This window comes from Cryobacterium sp. Y82, from assembly GCF_002929495.1.
Taxonomy (GTDB): domain Bacteria; phylum Actinomycetota; class Actinomycetes; order Actinomycetales; family Microbacteriaceae; genus Cryobacterium; species Cryobacterium serini.
On record NZ_PJJJ01000036.1, the window covers coordinates 230,255 to 246,805 of the forward strand.

General features: G+C 63.7%; 15 protein-coding genes. 5 read left to right on the plus strand and 10 right to left on the minus strand.

Features of this window, described 5'->3' with window-relative positions:
- The 10 genes from CXY70_RS14665 to rsmI form a co-directional block, all read right to left on the minus strand.
- Window positions 1-660, minus strand: coding sequence for a methionine ABC transporter permease (locus tag CXY70_RS14665; protein WP_104193065.1), 660 nt, complete (start codon window positions 658-660; stop codon window positions 1-3).
- Between the two features lies 1 nt (window position 661).
- Window positions 662-1,690 (minus strand): methionine ABC transporter ATP-binding protein, encoded by a 1,029-nt coding sequence (locus CXY70_RS14670; RefSeq protein ID WP_104193066.1) that lies wholly within the window; start codon window positions 1,688-1,690, stop codon window positions 662-664.
- Between the two features lie 136 nt (window positions 1,691-1,826).
- Window positions 1,827-2,717 carry a MetQ/NlpA family ABC transporter substrate-binding protein gene (locus CXY70_RS14675; protein WP_104193067.1) on the minus strand — a complete coding sequence of 297 codons (891 nt, stop codon included), beginning with the start codon at window positions 2,715-2,717 and terminating at the stop codon, window positions 1,827-1,829.
- A 376-nt stretch (window positions 2,718-3,093) separates the two neighbouring features.
- Window positions 3,094-3,984: a MetQ/NlpA family ABC transporter substrate-binding protein gene (locus CXY70_RS14680; protein ID WP_104193068.1), complete on the minus strand. Its 891-nt coding sequence runs from the start codon at window positions 3,982-3,984 to the stop codon at window positions 3,094-3,096.
- A 184-nt stretch (window positions 3,985-4,168) separates the two neighbouring features.
- Window positions 4,169-5,962: an ABC-F family ATP-binding cassette domain-containing protein gene (locus tag CXY70_RS14685; RefSeq protein WP_104193069.1), complete on the minus strand. Its 1,794-nt coding sequence runs from the start codon at window positions 5,960-5,962 to the stop codon at window positions 4,169-4,171.
- A 145-nt stretch (window positions 5,963-6,107) separates the two neighbouring features.
- Entirely contained in the window at window positions 6,108-7,040 is a 933-nt protein-coding gene (locus CXY70_RS14690) for a 4-(cytidine 5'-diphospho)-2-C-methyl-D-erythritol kinase (RefSeq protein ID WP_104193206.1), read from the minus strand.
- Between the two features lie 178 nt (window positions 7,041-7,218).
- Window positions 7,219-8,016, minus strand: coding sequence for a 16S rRNA (adenine(1518)-N(6)/adenine(1519)-N(6))-dimethyltransferase RsmA (gene rsmA, locus CXY70_RS14695; protein ID WP_233205973.1), 798 nt, complete (start codon window positions 8,014-8,016; stop codon window positions 7,219-7,221).
- Window positions 8,017-8,090: 74 nt separating this feature from the next.
- The gene (locus CXY70_RS14700) at window positions 8,091-9,074 is read right to left on the minus strand and encodes a TatD family hydrolase (protein ID WP_104193071.1); all 984 of its coding nucleotides are present in this window, start codon (window positions 9,072-9,074) and stop codon (window positions 8,091-8,093) included.
- Complete coding sequence (metG, locus tag CXY70_RS14705) at window positions 9,067-10,638, minus strand: methionine--tRNA ligase (RefSeq protein ID WP_104193072.1); 1,572 nt, start codon at window positions 10,636-10,638, stop codon at window positions 9,067-9,069. The genes CXY70_RS14700 and metG overlap by 8 nt, the downstream gene beginning before the upstream one ends.
- Before the next feature lie 61 nt (window positions 10,639-10,699).
- The gene (rsmI, locus tag CXY70_RS14710; protein ID WP_104193073.1) at window positions 10,700-11,563 is read right to left on the minus strand and encodes a 16S rRNA (cytidine(1402)-2'-O)-methyltransferase; all 864 of its coding nucleotides are present in this window, start codon (window positions 11,561-11,563) and stop codon (window positions 10,700-10,702) included.
- Between rsmI and CXY70_RS14715 the strand changes: the two genes are divergently transcribed.
- From CXY70_RS14715 to CXY70_RS14735, 5 genes are all read left to right on the plus strand, one after another.
- Window positions 11,562-13,181 (plus strand): dolichyl-phosphate-mannose--protein mannosyltransferase, encoded by a 1,620-nt coding sequence (locus CXY70_RS14715; RefSeq protein ID WP_233205953.1) that lies wholly within the window; start codon window positions 11,562-11,564, stop codon window positions 13,179-13,181. The two genes, rsmI and CXY70_RS14715, sit on opposite strands and share 2 nt — an antisense overlap.
- 172 nt (window positions 13,182-13,353) lie before the next feature.
- Window positions 13,354-14,454, plus strand: coding sequence for an acyl-CoA desaturase (locus CXY70_RS14720; protein WP_104193075.1), 1,101 nt, complete (start codon window positions 13,354-13,356; stop codon window positions 14,452-14,454).
- Between the two features lie 56 nt (window positions 14,455-14,510).
- On the plus strand, window positions 14,511-14,798 hold the full coding sequence (locus tag CXY70_RS14725) for a hypothetical protein (RefSeq protein WP_104193076.1): 288 nt from the start codon (window positions 14,511-14,513) through the stop codon (window positions 14,796-14,798).
- Window positions 14,799-15,212: 414 nt separating this feature from the next.
- Window positions 15,213-15,575, plus strand: a complete 363-nt coding sequence (locus CXY70_RS14730) for a LysM domain-containing protein (protein WP_158250991.1) — start codon at window positions 15,213-15,215, stop codon at window positions 15,573-15,575.
- 72 nt (window positions 15,576-15,647) lie between these two features.
- Entirely contained in the window at window positions 15,648-16,544 is an 897-nt protein-coding gene (locus CXY70_RS14735; protein ID WP_104193078.1) for a sulfurtransferase, read from the plus strand.
- Window positions 16,545-16,551: the final 7 nt, after the last annotated feature.

Genomic DNA, 16,551 nt, shown 5'->3' on the forward strand with positions numbered 1-16,551 from the left:
CTAACGACGCAGGGCCTTGCGCGCGAGATAGTTGCCGAAGAACTGCACGAACTGCACCAGCACGATGATCAGCAGCACGGCCGCCCAGGTCACGATGGGGTTGAACTGACGGTAGCCATAGAGCAGCGCAAAATTACCCAGGCCCCCGCCACCGACGTAACCGGCAACGGCCGACATGTCCACGAGCGCGACGAAAATGAACGTGTAGCCGAGAATCAGCGGCCCAAGCGCCTCGGGCAGTAAAACCGTGAAGATGATGCGAATCGGCCCGGCACCGACACTGCGAGCGGCGTCGATCACGCCGGGCGTCACTGTCAGCAGGTTCTGCTCCACGATGCGAGCCATGGCGAAGGAGGCGGCGAGAGCGATCGTGAAGATGATCGCGTTGTTACCGATGCCGCTGCCGGTGACGGCCCGAGCCAACGGTTGCGCCGCCGCCAGAAAGATGATGAACGGAATCGGGCGAATGAAGTTGACCAGCAGGTTGAGCACGAAGAACAACGGCTTGTTCTCGAGGATGCTGCCAGCCCTGGTCAGGTAGAGCCCGAGACCGACCAGCAAGCCGCCCACGCCGCCGAAGAACAGGGTCATCGCGACGATGTACAGGGTCTCGTAGGTGGCCGTCCACAGTTCGGGCAGCAGGTCGATGAGTGCATCCATGTCAGCGCACCTCCGTGACGGTCGTGAGCGTTCGAATGTGGGCGAGCACCTGGTCAATGACCGGGTCTGCGCCAGTGAGCGCGAGGGTGAGGTGCCCGAACGGGCGCCCCTGAATCTCGTTGATGCCGCCATAGACGACCTCGAAGGCCACTCCGGCGCTCGAGAACTCGCCGAAGACGGCCTTCTGGTCGACCGCGCTGTCGCGAAAGGCCAGCGTCACGATGCGGCCCGTGTGCCGCTCACGCAACACGGCGAGTTCGGCGGGCGACGGAATCCCCTTGACCACGGTCGAGACGAAACGAGCGGATGCCGCGGCTTGCGGGTTCGAGAACACGTCGAAGACGGGGCCACGTTCGATGACTCGCCCCTGATCCATCACGGCGACCTTGGTCGCGATCGTCTGGATGACATCCATTTCGTGGGTGATCACGATGATCGTGATCCCGAATTCGGCATTCACACGCTTGAGCAGAGCGAGCACCTCGTGCGTGGTTTCCGGGTCGAGCGCGCTAGTGGCTTCATCAGCGAGCAGAATGCTCGGCTGGGTGGCGAGGGCGCGGGCGATGCCGACCCGCTGCTTCTGCCCACCGGAGAGTTGGTCGGGAAAAGACCCGGCCTTGTCGGCGAGGCCGACGAAGTCGAGCAATTCGGCCACGCGGGCGGCGCGCTCATGTTTGGGGCGCCCGGCCACTTCGAGCGGGTAGGCCACGTTCCGAGCCACCGTGCGGGAGCCGAGCAGGTTGAACTGTTGAAAGATCATGCCAATTCCGAGGCGCACCTTGCGCAATTCGCGCTCCGGCAACACGGCGATATCCTGCCCATCGACGATGATCTCGCCGCTCGTTGACTGTTCCAGAGCATTCACGAGTCGCACGAGAGTGCTCTTGCCGGCACCGGAGTATCCGATGATTCCATAGATGTCCCCGGCCTCCACGTCGAGACTGACCGAGTCGATCGCCGTAACGCTCGGTGCGCCCTTGCTCGCGGGCGGGTACACCTTGCTGACATTTCTCAGGCTTACTAGAGCCATCCGTTGTTCCTCAAAAACCTTCTTGTTGCTGATGTATCGTGATGTCGCGCCGGGGAATGCAAACGGGCAGTCTCGGCTATCGGGTCGATGTACGCCGCAGGCAGAACCGAGACTACTCACGCGGTGACGCTGATGCTTACTTCCGAGCGGTCGTGTCTGCCTCGACCGAGGCGCGCGACGCTTCCAGCTCGGACACGGGCGTCGTCAACAGCACGGCCGTGTCGCCGGAAGCTTCACGAACGCCATCTTGAACGGCCTTCGTGGTCTGGTAGATCTCGACGAGCTTCTGGTACGTCGCGTTGTCTTTGTCCTCCGCGCGCGCTGCAAACACGTTTGCATAGGGCACGGACTTGGCATCGGCCGGATCGTCCTGGGCGATGGCGTCCGAGAAACTAAGCCCGGCCTTTCCCACAAACTCGTTGTTGACGATCGCGGCGGCGACGTCGGGCAGCGACGTCGTAGTGAGCGACGCGTCGAGAGCCGTCACATTCACCCGTGACGCAGCGGTGTCGATGTCGTCGAGTGACGACGAAATCGTGCCGCCGTCGGTGAGCTCGATCAGACCAACTGACTGCAGTACGACGAGCGCGCGGGCCATGTTGCTCTGGTCATTGGGCACGGCCACCGTGTCGCCCTTCTGAATCTCGTCGACGCTGGTGTACTGCGTGGAATAGAGACCCAGCGGGTAGATTGCAGTGGCGCCGATTGCCGAGAGGTCCTGGCTGCTCGCTACGTTGTAGTTGGCCAGGTAGACGACAGTCTGAAATTGATTGAGGTCGATTTCAGCGGCGGTCAGGGCAGGGTTCGGCTGCTCGTAGGTGGCGAAGTTGACCAGGTCGACCGTGATTCCCGCGTCGGCTGCGGCTTGGGTGAAGGCGTCCCAGTACGGTTCGCTCTCGTCGACGACACCGATCTTCACGACGTCGTCACTGCCAGCAGCGCCTGCGCACCCGGCCAGTAGCGCAGCAAGCGGCAGGATCGCGAGTGCGGCCAGTACGGACTTCTTGAGGGGACGGGGCTTTTTCATGGAGGGTCTCTTTCGCTGTGTGAATTCCCCGAGAGCGCCGATGGCGATTATGGGCACAGCGATTATTTGGGCACAGAGCAACCCTGGGTGTTGGGGGTGGGGGTCTGTGCCGCAGCTCTGCGAGGCACTCATTAACGATACGTGCCGAAGCTGCGACCCGTGGCCCGCGCCGACATACTGCGTCACAGCTTCTGCGACGGTAGCCCTCGCTCAGCCCGGTAAGTTCGACCCAGCGGCTTTCGAGCGTGGCGACGGTCTCTTCGAGCTGACTCGAGCCATCCGTTCTGCCTCGCTCACTTCGTCTATTGCCGCTGAACACAACAGCGCAGTCCACGGCTGGTGTTCCATGCAGCTGCGCTGTTCGTGAATCGGATGCTTACTGGGCGGCCTTGATCTCGGCCTGAATGCCGGCCAAGGACTCTTCAAGATCGGCCACCGGGGTGGTCAGCATCACAGCGGTGTCGCCGGACACCGCGAACACGCCGTCTTGCACATCCTGGCTGTTCTGGAAGATCTCTACGAGCTTCTGGAACGTCTCGTTGTTCTTGTCTTCGTCGCGGGAGACGAAGATGTTCGCGTAAGGCAGGGCTTTCGGGTCGGTCGCGTCGTCGGTGGCGATGGCGTCCTCGAACTTGAGCCCGCCCTTCTCGGCGAAGTCATTGTTGATGACTGCGGCAGCAACGTCGGGCAGCGAGGCCAACGTGAGCGACGCCTCGAGGGCCGTGACCTTGACCTTTGAGGCCTCCTCGTCAATGTCATCGAGGCCGGAGTAGATCGTGCCGCCGTCAGTCAGCTCGATGAGTCCGTTGGACTGCAGTAGCACGAGGGCGCGGGCCTGGTTGCTGTCGTCGTCGGGCACGGCGACGGTGTCGCCCGTGACGATGTCGTCGACGTTGCTGTACTCGGAGGAGTACAGGGCGATCGGGTAGATGGCTGTGGCGCCGATCGGGGCCAGGTTTTCACTGCTCGCCTCGTTGTACTCGGCGAGGTAGGCGATGTGCTGGAACTGGTTGAGGTCGACCTCACCGGCGGCGAGGGCCGGGTTCCCCTGTGGGTACTGTGCGAAGTTGACGATCTCGATCTCAATGCCCTCGGCCGCGGCGGCCTCGGTGTAAACCGCCCAGTACGAGTCGCTGGCCCCGACGACGCCGATCTTGATGGCGTCACCGTCGGTACCCGTTGCGGGCCCGTCGGATGCTCCGGCACAGCCGGCCAGCAGCGCGACGAGCGGTACGACGGCGAGGGCGGCTAGCAGTTTCTTCTTCACAATGATTCCTTCGAACGATCTGGGGGTTTAGTCGCTCCCGGGCGCACAGCAACGACCGGTCTTACCAGAGGGCTGCGCTCTCGAAGAGCTGGGTACCGCGGCTGCGCGGGTACCCTTCAACGATACGCGCCGAAACTGCGACGCGTGGGCCTCTAGGACACACTGCGTCACAGCTTCTGCGCCGTCAGCCCTCGATCAGCTCGGTAAGTTCGACCCAGCGGGTTTCGAGAGCGGCGACGGTCTCTTCAAGTTCGCTCAACTTCACGCCGAGCGCGCCGAGACCGGCAAAGTCGGACTGGTCATGCGCGGCGAGCTTCTCGTGCTTGAGAGCGATGCGCTCCTGCAGTTTAACCACCTTGCGGTCGATCGAACCGAGCTCCTTCTGGGCATTGCGCAGTTCCGCGCCGCCAAGAGTAGGGATCTTTTTGGTCGCGCCGCCGGCATCCGCGGGCGTTCCGGAAGCCGGGCCGGCGACAGCCTTGCGACGCACCTCGAGATACTGGTCTACCCCGCCGGGCAGGTGACGAAAGCCGCCATCCATGACCGCGTACTGGTTGTCGGTGACACGCTCGATCAGGTATCGGTCGTGCGAGACAACGAGAAGGGTGCCGGGGAAGGAGTCGAGCAGGTCTTCCATGGCGGCGAGCATGTCGGTGTCGAGGTCGTTGGTGGGCTCATCGAGGATGAGAACGTTGGGCTCGTCGAGCACGATCAACAGCAGCTGCAGGCGACGCTTCTGACCACCGGAGAGGTCCTTGACCTGGGTGGTGAGCTGGGCGCTGAGAAAGCCCATGCGTTCGAGCATCTGGCCCGGCGTGATCTCCTTGCCGCCGGCCATGTAGCTAGTCTTCTGCCGGCCGATGACGTCGCTGACGCGGTCATTTCGAATCTCGTCGAGTTCAAACAGCTGCTGGGTGAGCACGGCGACCTTGATGGTCTTGCCACGCTTCACGTGGCCGGTCGTAGGCTGCAGGGTACCGGCGACCAGGTTGAGCAGCGTGGACTTGCCGGCACCGTTGACGCCCATGATGCCGGTGCGCTCCCCCGGCGCGATGCGCCAGGTGATGTCGTTCAGCACAGTCTTGTCACCGAACTTCACGCCAATGTCGATGAGGTCGACGACGTCCTTGCCGAGGCGCTGCATGGCCATGGACTGCATCGAGACGGTGTCGCGGGGCGGCGGCTCATTCTCGATCAGCACGTTCGCCGCATCGATGCGGAATTTGGGCTTCGCCGTGCGGGCCGGGGCGCCGCGGCGCAGCCAGGCCAGTTCCTTCTTCATGAGGTTCTGGCGCTTGGATTCGACCACGGAACTCATGCGGTCGCGCTCCACCCGCTGCAGGATGTAGGCGGCGTAGCCACCCTCGAAGGGTTCGATCAGGCGGTCGTGCACCTCCCAGGTGATGTTGCAGACCTCGTCGAGGAACCACCGGTCGTGGGTGACGACCACCAGTCCGCCGCTCTGGGCGGCCCAGCGGGTCTTGAGGTGACCGGCGAGCCAGGAGATGCCCTCCACGTCGAGGTGGTTGGTGGGCTCGTCAAGAAAGATGACGTCGTAGTCGCCGATGAGTACGGCAGCGAGGGCCACCCGGCGACGTTGGCCACCGGAGAGGTCGTCAACGAGGGCGTCCCACGGAATGTCACGCACCAGGCCGCCGATGACGTCGCGTACCTTGGCGTCGCCCGCCCAAACGTGTTCTTCGATGCCGCCGACGATGGTGTGGCCGACGGTCTGGCCAGAGGCGAGGTCATCGGACTGGTCAAGCATGCCGATGGTGACACCGCGACGCCGGGTGACCCGGCCCTCGTCGGGTTCCATCCGGCCGGCCAAGAGGCGCATGAGAGTGGACTTGCCGTCGCCGTTCTTACCGACGACGCCGATGCGGTCGCCTTCGTTCAGGCCGGCGGTGACGCTGTCAAAGATGACGCGGGTAGGAAATTCGAGGTGCAGGGACTCAGCCCCGAGAAGATGTGCCATAGCCTCTAAGTTTACGGTACGGTCGCAGCCCCCGGATCAGCGAGCATAACTCCTGCAATTCGCCTACGTGCTGCGTGGCTCCCCCGGAACGACGCGGGCATTTCGCAGCCGTCCGGCAGATTGCAGGAGTTATGCCGGGAGGGGACTAGTCGCTGATGAGGCGGGCACCGTGCACGGGGCCGGTGGCCCGTACTACGCGCAGGCGCGAGGCGGAGAGCGCGACCTGCAATTCGAGAGCGCTGTCGGCATCCGTTACCAAAAAAGCCACGGTCGGGCCAGAACCAGAGAGGATGCCGGCGAGGGCGCCGTTTTCTTCGCCGAGCTGAAGCACCTTGCCGAGGCCCGGGGCGAGGTGCAGCGCTGGAGCCTGAAGGTCGTTGTGCAGCACGTCGGCGAGCATGTGCGGGTCACCGGCGCGCAAGGCCTGCAGCACGCTCGTGTCAACACTGGGTTGATGCTGGGCCGGAAAGATGTCCTGGGCGTGGCGGTCGCGGTGCCGGTCGAGCTCCTGGTAGACCCCGGGCGTCGACATTCCGAAGTCGGCGAGGGCAAGTACCCATTGAAATTTGCCCTTGGCCAGAGCCGGGCTGAGCTGGTCGCCGCGGCCGGTACCGATGGCGGTGCCGCCGGTGAACGAGAAAGGTACGTCGGCCCCGAGAGTGGCGGCAATGGCGAGAAGTTCGTCTTTGGTGGCGCTGGTGCCCCAGAGGGCGTCGCAGGCGAGCAGGGTAGCTGCGGCGTCGGCCGAACCACCGCCCATACCGCCGGCGATCGGAACGTTCTTTTCGACGTCGAGATGCACGCCGCCGCGGTAGCCGGCCTTGCGGGCGAGGGCCCGAGCTGCCTTGATGGCCAGGTTGGTGCCGTCGATGGCGAGGCCGGAGGTATCGATGCTACCGCTGAACTGTACGGAGAAGTCGGTGGCCGGGCTGGCCCTAACCTCTTCGAACAGCGAAACGGCCTGGTAGGCGGTCGCGAGGTCATGGTAACCGTCTTCCATTACGGCGCCGACCTTGAGGAAAACGTTGACTTTGCCGGGGGCCCGTGCGTGCACAACGGAGGTGCCGGCGGTCGTCATCATGCTTTTAACTTAGCCCAGCCGCTTCGCTGCTATCGACGCGGCGAGTACCAGCCACTCCTGCAGTGCTGCCTGCGCCGGCGCAATGTCGGTGGCCTAAGCCGGACTTTGGCGCGCCGGCGAGACGGCTGTCCGCCGCCTCTTGGAAAACACTGCACCAGAAAAATAGAAGTGATTTCTAGTTCTCGGGCCAGACCCGGGCGATGGCGAGAAAGTCATGAACGGTGAGCTGCTCTCCCCGCGTCGTCGGGTCGATACCCGCCGCGCTCATCACAGCGGATGCCGCCGCCGAGTCCCCGAGAATGACCGACAAGGATTGCCGCAGCATCTTGCGGCGCTGCTGAAAAGCCGCGTCGACGAGCGCGAAGGTCTTGAGGCGCAGTTCTTCGGATTCCAGCGGTTTTGTGCGACGTTCGAAGGCGATCAGGATCGAATCAACGTTGGGAACCGGCCAGAATACCTGCCGGCTTACCTTGCCGGCGGTGCGGAAGGAGCCATACCAGGCGGCTTTGACGCTCGGGCTTCCATAGATCTTGTTGCCGGGCGGGGCGGCGAGACGTTCGCCGACCTCGGCCTGCACCATGACAACACCGGCGCGGATCGACGCAAAGTGTTCGAGCAGATAGAGCAGCACCGGCACCGAGACGTTGTACGGCAGGTTGGCCACGAGCCGGGTGGGGTCGCCGGGCAGCTCGGTGATCTTCAGGGCGTCGGCGCGAATGACGGTGAGCTCCGCCCCCGGCTGCATGAGTTCGACAGTCAATGGCAACTGCTCGGCCAGACGGTCGTCGATTTCGACGGCGACGACGCTCGCGCCGACCTCGAGCATGCCGAGCGTGAGCGAACCGAGTCCGGGGCCGACCTCGACGACGGTATCACCGGGTGCCACGGCGGCGACCTTCACGATGCGCCGCACGGTATTGCCGTCGATAACGAAGTTCTGGCCGAGCTTCTTGGTCGGATTGACGCCGAGCATCTCGGCGAGGTCGCGAATCTCGGCCGGGCCGAGAAGGGTTTTGACGGGTTTCGCCGCGTCAGCGGTTGCGTCGGTCACGCAAGACCTCCGCGCGGGGCTTGGTCTGGGCGCTGAACATCGTGGGCCGCGGTGACGGGCTCCGCGTCCCAGCGACCGTAGACCAGCTGGGTATTGGCGGTGATTTGAGCAGAGAGCAGGGAGACATCCGTTTCGAGATGAGCGGCCATGCCGCGCAGCGTGTTGGGCAGCAGGTACGGCGCGTTGGGGCGGCCGCGGTAGGGCAGCGGGGTGAGGAACGGGGCATCCGTTTCAACCAGCAGCAGGTTGCGCGGGGCGGCCGACAGGGCGGCCCGCAGGTTGTCGGCGTTTTTAAACGTGACGTTACCGGCAAAGGACATGTACCAGCCCTGCGCGGCACAGATTCGGGCCATGTCCGCGTCGCCAGAGAAGCAGTGAAAGACGGTTCGTTCGGGGGCGCCGACCTTGAGCAGCGTTTCAATCACTGCCTCGTGGGCATCACGGTCGTGAATCTGCAGCGCGAGGTTGTGCTCCTTGGCGATGCGAATATGAGCTTCAAAGGAGCGGAACTGGGCGGCACGGCCCGCTTCGGGAGTACGAAAGAAGTCGAGTCCGGTCTCGCCGACGGCGACCACGCGCGGCTGCCCGGCGAGTGCGTCGATCGCGGCGATAGCGTCATCGAGGGTGCCGGCTTCGTCAAGAGCAGGCGCCTCGTTGGGATGGATCGCAACGGCGGCGAGCATGCGCGGCTCGATCAGGGCGGCCGCGGCCGACCAGCGTGAGGTTTCGACGTCGCCGCCGACCTGGATCACGCCGCGCACGCCAACGCTCGAAGCCCGGTCGAGCTGTTCCCGATAGTCAAGCGGATACTCGCCGTCGGCGATCTCGAGATGAGTGTGGTTGTCGTAGACGGGTACCGTGAGCGGCTCCGGCAGGGGTGGGTAGCTCAGGTCGCGGCGCGCGATGTTCTCGCGGCGGCGAATGGCGCTGCCGTAGCCGTCGACGCCTCCGTCAAGCCCGGCAAGAGAGTCGCTAGCCATCGGTCGGCTCCACGATCGATTCGATGCGCGGGAACAGCGGTTCGAGCGGGCTCACCTGAGCGCCGCCTGCCCAGTCCCAGGCCCGGTCGACGCGCTGGTCGGCGAGGGCACCGTCGCCGCCGAGAGCGGTCCACAGTTTGGCGGTGGCGATGGGAATGACCGGCGAAAGCAGCACGGCGAGGGTACCGAGACCGCGCACGGCGGTGTGCAGCACTGTTTCCAGCCGCGCCCGCGTTTCAGGGTTCTTGGCAAGCGCCCACGGCTCCTGCAGGGTGATGTAGCCGTTGAGCTCGTCGACGAGTTCCCACACGCTGGCCAGGGCGTCGTGGATGGCGAGGGTCTCGATGAAGGCTCCAGCGGCATCCGTCACCCGCTTTTCGGTGGCCTGGATCGCGAGGTCGGCGGCCGAAAGCTCGCCAGCGGCGGGCACGACACCGTCACAGTAGCGCACGACCATGGCGATCACGCGGGAGGCGAGGTTGCCGAAGCCGTTGGCCAGCTCGGACTGGTACCGGGCCGAGAGATCCTCCCAGCTGAACGAACCGTCCTGGCCGAAGCTGATCGCGCGCATGAAGTAGTAGCGAAACGCGTCGGACCCGAACGTGTCGGTGATCTGGCTCGGGGCGATGCCGGTCAGCTTGGACTTGCTCATCTTCTCGCCGCCGACCAGCAGCCAGCCATGCCCGAAGACCTGTTTAGGCACCTCGATGCCGGCGGCCATGAGCATGGCCGGCCAGATTACGGCGTGAAAGCGCAGAATGTCTTTGCCGACGATGTGGGTGGCGGGCCACCGGCTGGCGAACTCCTCATCGTTCTGGCCGTAGCCGGCTGCGGTGATGTAGTTGAGCAACGCGTCGAACCAGACATAGACGACGTGCGACTCGTCCCACGGCACCTTGATGCCCCAGTCAAAGCTCGACCGGGAGATCGACAGGTCGGAGAGCCCACGCTTGACGAACGCTAGAACCTCATTGCGGGCCGCTTCCGGTTGCACAAAGTTGGGATTCTCTTCGTAGAGTGCAAGCAGCCGGTCGGCAAAAGCACTCATCTTGAAGAAGTAGTTCTTCTCATGCAGCAGTTCGACCGGTTTGGAGTGGATCGCGCAGACGAGCTGTCCGGTGTACTCGCCGGTACCATCGACCAGGTCGCTGGTCTGCTTGTATTCCTCGCAGCCGACGCAGTAGTAGCCCTCGTACTCGCCAGTGTAGATATGGCCCTCGTCGTGCAGGTGCTGCAGAAACTTCTGCGCGTTCACCTCATGGCGTTCATCGGTCGTGCGAATGAAGTCGTCGTTCGCAATGTTGACGGTCTGAAGCAGCGGCTTCCACGCGGTCTCCACCAAACGGTCGGCCCATTCCTTCGGCGTGACGCCGTTGGCGGTGGCGGTGCGCAGAATCTTCTGGCCGTGCTCGTCGGTTCCGGTGAGGAGCCAGGCGTCTCGACCCGACTGCCGGTGCCAGCGCGCGAGCACGTCGGCGGCGACTTCGGTGTAGGCGTGCCCGATGTGCGGCACATCATTCACGTAGAAAATGGGCGTGGTGATGTAAAAAGAGCCTGCGGACATGCGTTCATCTTATGCGGCGAGTGCTTGCGGGTCTGGCCCGGTTACGCCCGGAGTTGTCGGATCAGCCCAGCGGAAAGGCCGAACGGTCGGGTTTCGGCAGCGGCGCGCCAGTCTTGGCCTGCAGGGCGTGCTCGTAAAGTTCTCGCTTGCCGAGCCCGCTGGCGGCCGACACGTCGGCTGCAGCGTCTTTCAAACGGATGCCGCCGGCCACCAGGTCGAGAACCTCGGCAACACCCATGGCCAGGTCCAGTACCCGCACTTCGGCGCCCGCAACGACGATGCAGATTTCGCCGCGCACGCCCGCAGCCGCCCACTCGGCCAGTTCACTCGCCGTGCCACGCTTGACCTCTTCGAAGAACTTGGTCAATTCCCGGCAGACCACGACCCGGCGGTCGGGGCCGAGGGTTGCGGCCAGATCGGTCAGGGAGTCGGCAAGACGGTTGGGCGATTCAAAGAACACCATGGTGCGACGCTCGGCAGCGAGGTCACGCAGCAGTTTGATCCGCTCGCCGTGCTTCCGCGGCAAAAACCCCTCAAAGGTGAATCGGTCCGTCGGAAGTCCCGAGACGGCCAAGGCGGTCAGTACAGCAGAGGGTCCAGGCAGGGCAGTGACCAAAACGCCAGCCGCGACCGCGGCATCCACTAAGTGAAAGCCGGGATCGGAAACGGTGGGCATGCCGGCGTCGCTGAGCACCAAAATGTCGACATCGCGCGCCAGTTCGACGAGTTCGGCTGCCTTGCCGCGTTCGTTGTGGTCGTGCAGGGCGATGAGCTTGGGCCTGTTCTCAATTCCGAGGGCTTTCAGCAGATGGACGGTGACGCGGGTGTCCTCGGCCGCCACGATGGTGATGGTACTCAGGGTTTCGATAAGGCGCCGGGAAGCGTCGCCGAGATTTCCGATCGGGGTGGCGGCAAGGATGATCATGCTGCAATTCTCGCAGCAACAGCCGAACATTCGTTCTTCGCTCGCTCTGTACGATGGTGACGTGCTCGCTACTAGTCGATGGGTTCGCTGGGGCAGCTACCTCGCTGTAATACTGCTGGCCGCCGCGTTGCGTTTGTGGAACCTCGGCCTGCCTCAGGCGCTCGTGTTCGACGAGACCTTCTATGTGAAGGACGCCTGGAGCCTGTTCAACAACGGCTACGAATCCACGTGGCCGACCGACGCCAACCCGCTGTTTGAAGCCGGGCAGACCGACATCTACACGTCGGAGCCGTCCTTCGTGGTGCATCCGCCGCTCGGCAAGTGGCTGATCGCACTCGGCATGAATTTACTTGGCCCTGGCAACCCCTGGGGCTGGCGACTGTCGACTGTCCTGGTGGGGGTACTCGCTGTCGTGCTCATCATGCTCGTGGCGCAAAAACTGTTTCAGTCACGACTGCTCGCCCTGATCGCCGGTTTTCTGCTCGCCGTCGATGGGCATGCCATCGTCATGAGCCGCGTGGCGTTACTCGATAATTTCGTGATGTTCTTCGCCCTGCTGGGTTTTGGCGCCGTGTTGATGGACCGTCAGTGGCATGCGACGCGTCTCGCGACCCGGCTCGCGGGTCAAACCGACCCCGGCTGGGGTCCGGCGCTGTGGTGGCGGCCGTGGTTGCTCGCCGCTGGCCTCGCCTTTGGACTGACCAGTTCGGTGAAGTGGTCCGGCCTGTATTTTCTCGCCGCGTTCGGCATCTACCTCGTCGTCGTCGATGCCCTGGCCCGGCGTCGAAACGGCGTCCCATTCTGGCTCAGTGCTGCCATCCTCAAACAGGCCCCCGCCACCTTTCTCCTGCTCGTTCCCATCGCCGGCGCCACGTTTCTGATGTCCTGGACCGGCTGGTTTGTCACCCGTGGCGGCTACTACCGCGACTGGGCTGACGGGGTGGGGGCTGCCTGGACCGGACCATTGGCGTGGGTACCGCACACGCTCCAAAGCTTTTGGCACTATCAGGCTGCTGCCTATACCTACCATGTGGGGCTGGCCACCCCGCATCCGTACCAGGCGAACCCATTGACCTGGCTTTTCATGATTCGACCGACCAGCATGTACTACCGCGGCTCCGACGCGGCCGAATTCGGCTGCCAGTTTCAGAGCTGCTCTGAGGCCATCACCTCTGTTGGCAACCCGCTAATCTGGTGGGCCGCCACGGCGGCCCTGTTCTATCTCGTCTACCGACTCGCCCGATATCGCGAATGGCGGGTCGGCTACATTCTGATGGGCGTGGTGGCCGGCTATCTGCCGTGGCTCATGTATCTGAACCGCACGGTCTTCCAGTTCTACACGATCACCTTCGAGCCTTACCTGCTGCTCGGTCTTACCTTTGTCATCGGGTTACTCCTCCAGCGGATACCCGACCAGGCCCGACCACGACGCAGGCATTCAGCACATTCACAGGTGCCGGAATATGACCCCCAACCGCGGGCGGGCACCGTTACCGCGGTGGCTGTGGGTCTTGGAGTCACGCTGCTGGTCACGGCTTTCTTCTTCCCCGTATGGACCGGAATGCAGACTTCGTTCGCGTTTTGGCAACTCCACATTTGGATGCCAAGTTGGCGATAGATCGGTCAAATACATTCCATTTTTGGCATATAATGACTGAGAAAAACGTGTGAATTGCGAGCGAACAGGGAGTTCGCGAACGTAGACTGACGGCTATCTGCTCCACGAGTAATTGCTCACTTTCCGACTGAGAAGTCCCGAACGCTGAGAATTTTAGACTCAGGAAGGCCTTATGTCGGAAGCACTAGCCGCACCCTCGGTCCGCATTATCAGGACCCGGCCGGGTGGCGATACGAAAAATCCCACAACAGAATATTCGGCCCTCCTGCACACCGTGCGCAATCTCGGCCTTCTTGGCCGACGCACCGGCTTCTACTGGCTGGTCTTCTCCACTCTCGTTGCTGCCACCCTCGGCGCTGCCGTTGGTTTCGTGTTGCTTGGCGACACCTGGTATCAATTGATCATTGCCGCGGCTCTGGGCCTCATCTTTACCCAATTCGCCTTCCTGGCCCATGAAGCCTCGCACCGTGCCGTGTTTACCTCCGGCAAAGCCAACGACCGAGCCGGCCGGGTTCTGGCCAACCTGTTCGTGGGTATCAGCTACGCCTGGTGGATGACAAAGCACAGTCGTCACCACGCCCAGCCGAACGTCGTCGGCAAGGACCCTGACATCGAACCGGACTTCATCGTTTTTCGTGAGGAAGACGCCAAAAAAGTCAGCCGACTGGGTGCCATCATCACCCGCAAGCAGGGCTACTTGTTCTTCCCACTGCTGATGTTCGAAGGCATCAACCTGCATGTCCAAGGCTTCAAGACCGTCTTTGGTAAGAACAAGGTCAGCGAGCGCTGGGTCGAGATCACTATGCTCGTCACGCGCCTCGCTCTGTACCTTGCCGTGATCTTTTATTTCCTGCCGCTCGGTATGGCCTTCGCGTTTGTGGGCGTGCAAATGGCGGTCTTCGGGGTCTACATGGGCGCAACCTTCGCGCCCAATCACAAGGGCATGCCGCAGCTTCCGGCTGAAAGCCGGGTGGATTTCCTTCGTCGTCAGGTGCTCACCAGCCGCAACATTCGCGGCGGCACCTTCATCGATCACTACATGGGCGGTCTCAACTACCAGATCGAGCACCACCTGTTTCCGAACATGGCCCGCCCGCACCTGCGTAAGGCTCAGGAGATCGCCAAAGAATACTGTCTCTCCCACGACGTGAAATACACCGAAACCGGCGTCTTTGAGAGCTATGGCATCGTCATCGCCTACCTCAACAAGGTCGGTCTGGCGGCGAGAGACCCGTTCGACTGCCCGATGGTGCAGCGCTTCCGCACGCACTAGGCGCACGCAGTAGCCGTCAGGCCGTCTCCCCTCGGGGAGACGGCCTGTTTTTTGTTTTGTGGGTATCCGCCCGCACCCTGCCGGCCTCCAACCTCGTGATCACGCCGGGCACCATCACCACCGGCACCGGATCCGACGCGGCACCGACTGCCGGGGCCGTCACCATCAGCAATGTCGCCCAGTCGCTGGTCTACACCACGACTCTCGGCAAGTGCACCTTCACCCTCGCCCCGACCTTCGATCTGAAGGTCCCGGCCGACACCCACCGTTCCAACTACTCGGCCGCGATCGGTTCCACCGCCGTCGACGCCTATGTGTCGACCATCACGTTCACAATCGCCTAGCACCCGTTCTCGCCGGGCCGGGCGTCTCAATGAGTTGGGGCGCATCAGCTGCGCACTTTTGGGGTCTGGGGTCGACCGGTCTCGGCCACGGAACGCCCGGTGCCGTACTCGCCGGGCTGACCGGCCTCTGCGCGGAAACCTGCGAAGGCGGCTCGCGGGCAATGTCAGCGCAGCTGAGCGCACCACCCCGAACGGGGGTAGTCGACGCAGTGGTGCTGCCACTCGTGCACCCTAAGCTAGCTGAATGCGTGCATAGACAAGGTCACAGCGCGTCTCATCAGGAAGGGTTGAACCATTCGCAGCTCACTCGTACGTCGCCCGTGGGGCATCATCGTTGCCGCTGTCCTGCTCGTGGTGGTTTCTGGCTGTGCTGGCGAACCTGCTCCGGCCGTCACCGTAACAATCAGGCCGAGCGTGACCCCGACGCCCACCCCGAGTCCCACGCCGGCACCGACGCCGGTTGCCATCGAGGAGCCGGCGCTCATTCCCAACCCAACGGTGCCCGACCTCGTTCCCAACGCGGAGCCCGTGCCCCTGCCGCAGGGACCCGCCGCTGACCAGGGCAGCACACCGGGTGCCCGCGGCACAACAACTGCTGACGGTGCGGGAGCCCTGCTCACCTACACGGTCGTCGAGGGCGACGCTTTCTTTGACATCGCCCAACGATTCAACATTCCGGTACAGCTGATGCTGACCATGAACCCCTCGGTGCCCGGGCTCGGCGAGAACATTTATATCAAGCAGATCATCAACCTGGACTGGACCACGACCCGGTAGCCGTATGTCGCCGGATGACTCGCCCCGGCCACGATTCCGCCCCGTGTCAGCGGCCCCCGCTAGCCTTAGTCCATGAGTTCTCCCGTTCCCTCGTCGCCCGTCGTCTCGACGCAGTGGCTGGCCGACCACCTCGGCTCTGACCACCTTGTCATTCTCGACGCCACCGTGCTCGCGCTCGCACCTTCAGATTCCGGGCCGCGCTACCTCAGTGGGCGGGACGACTATCTCACCAAGGGGCACATTCCCGGAGCCGTGTTCGCGGACCTCTTCAATGTCTTCTCCGACCCGGCGGGTGCATTCGATTTCTCCCGGCCGAGCGCCGACCTGTTTGAGGTGGCGGCGGCATCCGTCGGGATCGACAACAGCACGACGGTCGTCGTCTACGACGCCGTGGTGGGACAGTGGGCTGCCCGCATCTGGTGGCTGTTCCGCGCCTTCGGCTATGACGATGTCGCCGTGCTCGATGGCGGTCTCACCAAGTGGCACGCCGAGACCCGCCCGTTCGCCACCGGCGGCACGCGACCGCGGGTCGTCGATGGCTTCACGGCAACGCCGCGTTCCGAGCTGTGGGTCGACAAGAGCTTCGTCGAGTCGATCATCGCCGGCACAGCGGATGCGGCCCTCGTCTGCTCCGTGCCGCCGGCGGAATTTGCCGGCACGGCCGGGTCACGCCCGCGGGTCGGACACATCCCGGGCAGTATCAACCTGCCGGCCGGCACACTCGTCGACCCCGCCACGAATGTGTTCCTCCGCGGCGACCGGCTGCAGGCAACGCTCGCCCCAGCCGTGGCGGCGTCCGCAAACGGGGCCTCGGGCCACCTGGTGACCTACTGCGGTGGCGGCATCGCTGCAGCGGCCAGCGCCCTCGCTCTTATCCGCGCCGGCAACGAGCACGTCTCCATCTACGACGGCTCCCTCAATGAGTGGACCGCCGACGCCTCCGCCCCGCTCCACGCACCCGGCGTGTAGCGCCGCG

Bases quoted from the DNA above. Each gene is read 5' to 3' on its own strand.
- rsmI (WP_104193073.1), bottom strand. From the start codon at position 11,563: ATGATCATCCTTGCCGCCACCCCGATCGGAAATCTCGGCGACGCTTCC.
- CXY70_RS14735 (WP_104193078.1), top strand. From the start codon at position 15,648: ATGAGTTCTCCCGTTCCCTCGTCGCCCGTCGTCTCGACGCAGTGGCTG.
- CXY70_RS14670 (WP_104193066.1), bottom strand. From the start codon at position 1,690: ATGGCTCTAGTAAGCCTGAGAAATGTCAGCAAGGTGTACCCGCCCGCG.
- CXY70_RS14700 (WP_104193071.1), bottom strand. From the start codon at position 9,074: ATGGCTAGCGACTCTCTTGCCGGGCTTGACGGAGGCGTCGACGGCTAC.
- CXY70_RS14685 (WP_104193069.1), bottom strand. From the start codon at position 5,962: ATGGCACATCTTCTCGGGGCTGAGTCCCTGCACCTCGAATTTCCTACC.
- CXY70_RS14665 (WP_104193065.1), bottom strand. From the start codon at position 660: ATGGATGCACTCATCGACCTGCTGCCCGAACTGTGGACGGCCACCTAC.
- CXY70_RS14690 (WP_104193206.1), bottom strand. From the start codon at position 7,040: ATGACGACCGCCGGCACCTCCGTTGTGCACGCACGGGCCCCCGGCAAA.
- rsmA (WP_233205973.1), bottom strand. From the start codon at position 8,016: ATGCTCGGCGTCAATCCGACCAAGAAGCTCGGCCAGAACTTCGTTATC.
- CXY70_RS14675 (WP_104193067.1), bottom strand. From the start codon at position 2,717: ATGAAAAAGCCCCGTCCCCTCAAGAAGTCCGTACTGGCCGCACTCGCG.
- CXY70_RS14720 (WP_104193075.1), top strand. From the start codon at position 13,354: ATGTCGGAAGCACTAGCCGCACCCTCGGTCCGCATTATCAGGACCCGG.
- metG (WP_104193072.1), bottom strand. From the start codon at position 10,638: ATGTCCGCAGGCTCTTTTTACATCACCACGCCCATTTTCTACGTGAAT.
- CXY70_RS14715 (WP_233205953.1), top strand. From the start codon at position 11,562: ATGCTGCAATTCTCGCAGCAACAGCCGAACATTCGTTCTTCGCTCGCT.